At 40.8% G+C, this 5,483-nt stretch carries 5 protein-coding genes and 1 pseudogene; 4 read left to right on the forward strand and 2 right to left on the reverse strand.

Annotated features, from left to right (window positions below; translation table 11 throughout):
• Positions 1–431: 431 nt before the first annotated feature.
• The 4 genes from ABLA85_RS18045 to ABLA85_RS18060 all read left to right on the forward strand — a co-directional run bounded on the left by ABLA85_RS18045 (position 432) and on the right by ABLA85_RS18060 (position 3,890).
• Entirely contained in the window at positions 432–782 is a 351-nt protein-coding gene (locus ABLA85_RS18045) for a tail fiber protein (protein ID WP_367965714.1), read from the forward strand.
• Between the two features lie 158 nt (positions 783–940).
• Positions 941–1,498 carry a hypothetical protein gene (locus tag ABLA85_RS18050; protein WP_367965715.1) on the forward strand — a complete coding sequence of 186 codons (558 nt, stop codon included), beginning with the start codon at positions 941–943 and terminating at the stop codon, positions 1,496–1,498.
• Positions 1,499–2,025: 527 nt separating this feature from the next.
• Entirely contained in the window at positions 2,026–2,289 is a 264-nt protein-coding gene (locus ABLA85_RS18055) for a helix-turn-helix domain-containing protein (protein ID WP_367965716.1), read from the forward strand.
• Between the two features lie 1,232 nt (positions 2,290–3,521).
• Complete coding sequence (locus tag ABLA85_RS18060; RefSeq protein WP_367965717.1) at positions 3,522–3,890, forward strand: hypothetical protein; 369 nt, start codon at positions 3,522–3,524, stop codon at positions 3,888–3,890.
• 298 nt (positions 3,891–4,188) lie between these two features.
• On the opposite strand, the gene ABLA85_RS18065 is transcribed toward ABLA85_RS18060, so the two are convergent.
• Positions 4,189–4,491 carry a tail fiber assembly protein gene (locus ABLA85_RS18065; protein WP_367965718.1) on the reverse strand — a complete coding sequence of 101 codons (303 nt, stop codon included), beginning with the start codon at positions 4,489–4,491 and terminating at the stop codon, positions 4,189–4,191.
• Between the two features lie 232 nt (positions 4,492–4,723).
• Positions 4,724–5,483 (reverse strand): annotated as a pseudogene (locus ABLA85_RS18070) (hypothetical protein); the annotation flags it as partial.

Below are 5,483 nucleotides of genomic sequence, written 5' to 3' on the forward strand. Positions count from 1 at the left end.
AGCTTTTCCCAGCGCACCATCGACATCGCAGAAAATTTCAACTAGCTTGTTCATTGCCTGTTCCTCCGTAGAGCGTTTTTTAGCCAGCACTAAAACTTTGCTCTTGGAACAGGCACTTCGTCAATTTCTTATCCAGAACTCAGGTTAATTTACGTGCAGTATAGAGATTAATGAAACCGATAGCTTAAAAGGTGAGAAAGTTTATCTTCACTTTGCCAAGTTTTATCAGTCATCTGATAAAGTTCATTAATTCCCCGTCTGTTATTTTATGTCATCCTGCCATTAAAGCATGCAATTAGCCTACTGAATTAAATCAAGCCGTACTCTCCAGTATTGATGAACCATTTTATTGATGTTCACCGGCGGAGAAGTATCCCACCGCCTTCATGTTATTTAGCAATGTGTATTGTTGATTAAATGAGGGAATAAATATGAGTAATCAAGATAAAAAGTCTGATTCAAAGGTTTTAGACGATAATAATCTTGTGGTTGTTACAACACCAGAATATGTTAAAGACTCACTCAAAGAAGCTATTGAGGAACATGCCAAAAGCCGTAATCATCCATATGCGACTCAAGCAGAACCGGGATTTGTTACACTCAGTAATGAAACAGGTAGTGACAGTGAAATAACCGTAGCAACATCTAAAGCTGTTAAAAAAGCATATGATCTAGCCAATATCGCCAACCAAAACGCTCTCAACAATAATTCTAATCTCTATTTGAAAAAAAACAAAACGGAGCGGATATTCCTGATAAAACTGAGTTTGTCAAAAACATAGGATTAGCAGATGCACTGAAAATTGGGGATTTTGGTATTGGGGGCTCTGGTACTGTAGTAGAACCAGGCCAAACAGTGGAAGATTTAGCCGGAAAAACAGGTTTTTATCAGAGGGGGTCTGCGCCAGTCCCCTCTGATTCCCCGCGAGGACCGGAGGCAATGAAATATTTGACAATAGGACCCGCTTGGTGGGCTACACAATTGGCATTCGATGCATATCGTAATATAGCATGGATACGATCCAGAGTAGCAGCGAACGAATCTTTTCAAACATGGAGTCAATTTTCCATATTGGGTATAAATACTTTCATGGATTCAAATGGTAACTTCAAGTTATCCTCAGCCATAATCAATCTTTGGAGTGATGGAAAATTTGAAACAAATGACGGGTCTAAAGGTGCAGTAGTGGAACGTGTTTCCAAAGGGATATACCTTATCAAAGGTATTATGGGATTAAATAGTGATGGCGCATGGGGTGGTATAGATAACGGAATAGATATCCCGCTTTGTAAAAACAAGCTCCCATTGCTTTGGGTCGATCATGAAGTCCTATCCGATGGATCTATCAAATTAATGACCTATCACCGCGAACATTCAGATGCACCTGCTTTCGCCAGAAATATGAGGGAAGGTTATTCTGACGGTGATTTAATTGATATTCCCGATGGAAGATTTGTTTCTGTTCGGGTTCAAATGCCTGCGGCTAAGGGTGAATAATTGCGGTCTTAATTTCTCTGTGGATTGCTGTCACTGATTCCAAATTGGATCTTTCGACATCTGGACACGGACGTCAAACAATAAAAGTACAAAATACCAGTTAGCTACCTCTTAATCCTCCAATAGATTCCGTCACAATTTTTTTCACAAGGTCAGAGCATTTAGTGTTTTGACCTATATATAGGGTCTCTGATGAGCTTTGGCCTTTACCTCAAGTGAACGGCAGCGACTCAAAGCGTTTGATGATATATAACGTAAAAAGGTAAGCATTTTTACTGGTTTGCTTATTGAGTCCAATAAACCAATCAGTTAAAGTAGCCCCGCCACTAGCAAAATCTAGTGGTCAGGGCTTCGCATCCCTGAGCTAAGAACACTGGTAGGATGTTTCTACCAGTGACCTCGTTCACCCTTTCAATGGTGATTCAGGCAGGGGAGGCTTCGGCCTCACCGGAATCTTAGCCCGGTAATGCGAACCTTGCTTGAATCGCCACCATCAAGTTTCTCAATTAATGGAAGGGGTAGCAGGAATGAATAATGTTAAAGCTGACTGGCATCAAGCCGATATTATTGCTGCACTACGTAAGCGTGGAACGACCTTAGCGGCTGTTTCTCGTGAATCTGGTCTCAGTTCATCGACACTGGCAAATACTCTTAGCCGTCCGTGGCCTAAAGGCGAATGGATTATTGCTAACTATCTCGAAATACATCCCTCTGAAATTTGGCCGAGTCGCTATTTTGATTCGTATGGTCGATTAATTGAGCGTCACGCTCGCAATAATCCACTGGAATAATTGCTCATCAATTCTTGAGGTCACACTTAGCCATTTTTAGAACTCACGGCATTTTGAACTTCAAGTAGTGATTAGGGAAGCTGAAAGGCAAGCATCGTATGTTCAGGTGATGTGATAAGTATCACAGAGAGAAATACGACAACGGCTCATTACCGTAGCGGTGTTAATCGGTTATACCTCGCGCTACTGCCAGAAGGTATCCTATGGGTATCCTAGAAAAAACTAAGGGGTCGCACTTTTGATGCAACCCCTTGATAAATTTGGTGGCCCCTGCTGGACTTGAACCAGCGACCAAGCGATTATGAGAACATAGAACTATCAGTTAAATCAAATATATACAGCGAAAACCGCAGCTCACAGCGCTTCACTTCGCAAAAGTTCGAAAAACATCGAAAGCATGTGAAAAACATCGCGTCCCAATTACGTCCCACCTTTTACCAAAGTGAGGAACCCCTGAGATTAAGGACTCCTTGTTGGCGAAAATATAAACTACGAAAATTTCGTAGTTGAACCTCTGAGATTGATGACTCCTTAAACTAAGGAATCCCTACAGTTAATTTCACGCCTCCGTTTGAAACGGAAGGATTCCAAAAGGTGAGATATCCCACCTTTAGATAACCCGTTGATTTTACTTATTTCTGGCACAGAGACGGCATTCAATTAAATCAATGAGTTACATATAAAAATATTTTAACTTTTTGATTTTAAATGATTTTATCAAAGGAGCGGAAGTTAAGGGGCGAGGGGTGGGAAGTGGGGAAAAATTACATTTATAAATATGTAAGAATGGATATTGTTTCAATTTGAAATATATTTTTTATCACACTCCTATAAATTAGCTCTCTTTCTATTATAACTACCGATAAGTAATAATTAAATTAAGAAAACGAATAAAAAGTAAAATACTCTAATAAATATAATGTGAATTAATTTAACTAGATCAAATTTATGAAAAAATAAGATGACTTTTAGCTGACCAAAACAATACATTATTGTTGATTAGTTAAGCTACAGTTCTGTCACGGATTAACCAATAGGTAGTATAATTGTTAAGCCATCCACTTGAAAAAAGGGTTGCCAAACATTATACATTTAGTATGTCTTTCGCCCTTAGATTGGATTGATTCGTGATGTGGGTAAGTTAAATTTGAGTATCGGCTCTCCATTCCATGGGTTATTTATCATCTGCTGATCCTCTTCCCTTTTAACATCACAAAAGACAATAATATATTATGAATCAACTAGATCAATATAAATTTGATACGCTTGTTAAGATTGTAGCAAGAACATTAGATAGTCTTTCTCTATTGTTTGAAGAGCTTGGTATTGATGGTATGCACAAGCTTACTGACCCATCATTATCGCAATTAAAAGAGTTATTTTCTTATATGAAGTCAGAAGCTGAAAACTTTGAAAAAGATTTAGAAAACAAGGCTGATAGTATGAACTCTGTTACAGCTTTGATGTATCTGCAAAACGTTAAACAAGGTTTATTGTTTGCTGATTCCCTGCTAATTGGGATTGAAAAGTTTGATGCAGAATATTGCGAACGCGCCCACAATGACATTAGAAGCAATACCTTAGTTAGTCCACAATGGTAATATGATAAATCATTAATAAGGAATATCCACATGAAAAGTCTAAATAATCTTTATGAAAGTGCTTTAAAGCTTGAAGCTATTATGAAGGAAATTCATCAAAGGGCGGAAATCATGCGCATGGAGGCCGCTAAAAAAGTAGCTTGACTTGTGAAGTATTTATATTAAAGGTGATGTTTTAGTTGATAGTCTAATTTCATTTAATAACAATAAGAGCCACCGAAATAGTGGCTCTTGCTTCTATCCAATTACAAAATTATTTCTTCTGCTCCAACTCCTCACCATTAAGCCCATCACACCCTCACTTCGGCGGTTCCGGCCATGCGATATCGGGGGCAGTGGAACAGTCTACCCGGTTGAGCAGGACACGGTATTTTTTCCAGACGACAAGAGCCGCTTTCTCTTCCTCGGTTGCCATGTCGAGGTCAACGGCGTCCTGACAAATCGCAATTTTTTCTGTGGCCGCATTCAATAATTGCCGCTTTTCATATTCTGCCTGCTGTACTTCATACTCCTGTTGTGCGGCGATATCCGTTACCCATTGCTTCCCGTCCCAGTTATCAAACATCGTTTGGGGTACTAAATCCGTATACCCCTCCGGCATAATGACCTCCTCACACCGCAGGGATTGTCGCGTGGTGATGCTGTAAACGGTTTTTCCCCGATGATCCGGCAGCAGTTCCCATTGTCCGTCGATCAAGCATGGCCAGTAGCCTTCCCTGCTCGGTGGCTCGGTTCTGATAGCATTATCTGGCGGGTAAGAGCCGGGTGATGCCTCTGTGATAAACGTGAATGGGTGATGGGATTTTGTTTCATCAAAATAATAATTTTTCATTTTATACTCCCAAAAAGATAGCCGGGGTCATGCCGATATGGACAGGGGCGGTCTCGGTTCCTCCAGCCATGCCTTCGGTTCGGATTTTTCCCGGCCTGCGTTTATCTACAGAGTTAAACCAGGCCACAGCCACATCATCTTTGTAGTCAACAATCCGTGTACTATCGATACTACTCACCACATCAGGGTGAGCGTGAGCACGATATGTATCCTGAACGATTTGACCAGGTGAAGTTGACGGACGCAGGAATAGTCCTCGACCTTCCGAATAAAAATTGGGCAGGTTTATATATCCACTGCTGCTGGTGATCCTGAAATCAGATTTATAATTGCCAGATAATTGTATTAAAGCTCTGCCAATAGCAGAGGTGATGTGATGCTTATCCCCATTACAGTGATGCCAACCAGCAGGCAATTCATTCGGGCGGAACGGGAATAATCGGATTTCACCCTGAATATGATAACGCTGGTCGAAATTACTGTAGTCATCTGGAATGATTTGATTGTTAAAATAAAAGCGATCCGTAATTTTTAATGCTGCTCCTGTCGTATCATTCTTTAAATATAATGGCCCATCACCCGCCCGGCCACAGAAAAATTGTCGTTTCCCCTGAGAGTTAAACCCGGTCAAATAGGGCACCTCGGCTTCAAGGATGAGCCGTTGACAAATGACCTCACCGGCAACTTTCCCTCCAGTTTGAGGGTAGGCCCCTACATTATTGACAAACGCCTTCTTATCCGGGATATCCGCCCCGTTCTGC

Origin of the sequence: Xenorhabdus sp. SGI246 (assembly GCF_040838225.1) — a bacterium.
GTDB classification, from domain to species: Bacteria; Pseudomonadota; Gammaproteobacteria; order Enterobacterales; family Enterobacteriaceae; genus Xenorhabdus; species Xenorhabdus indica.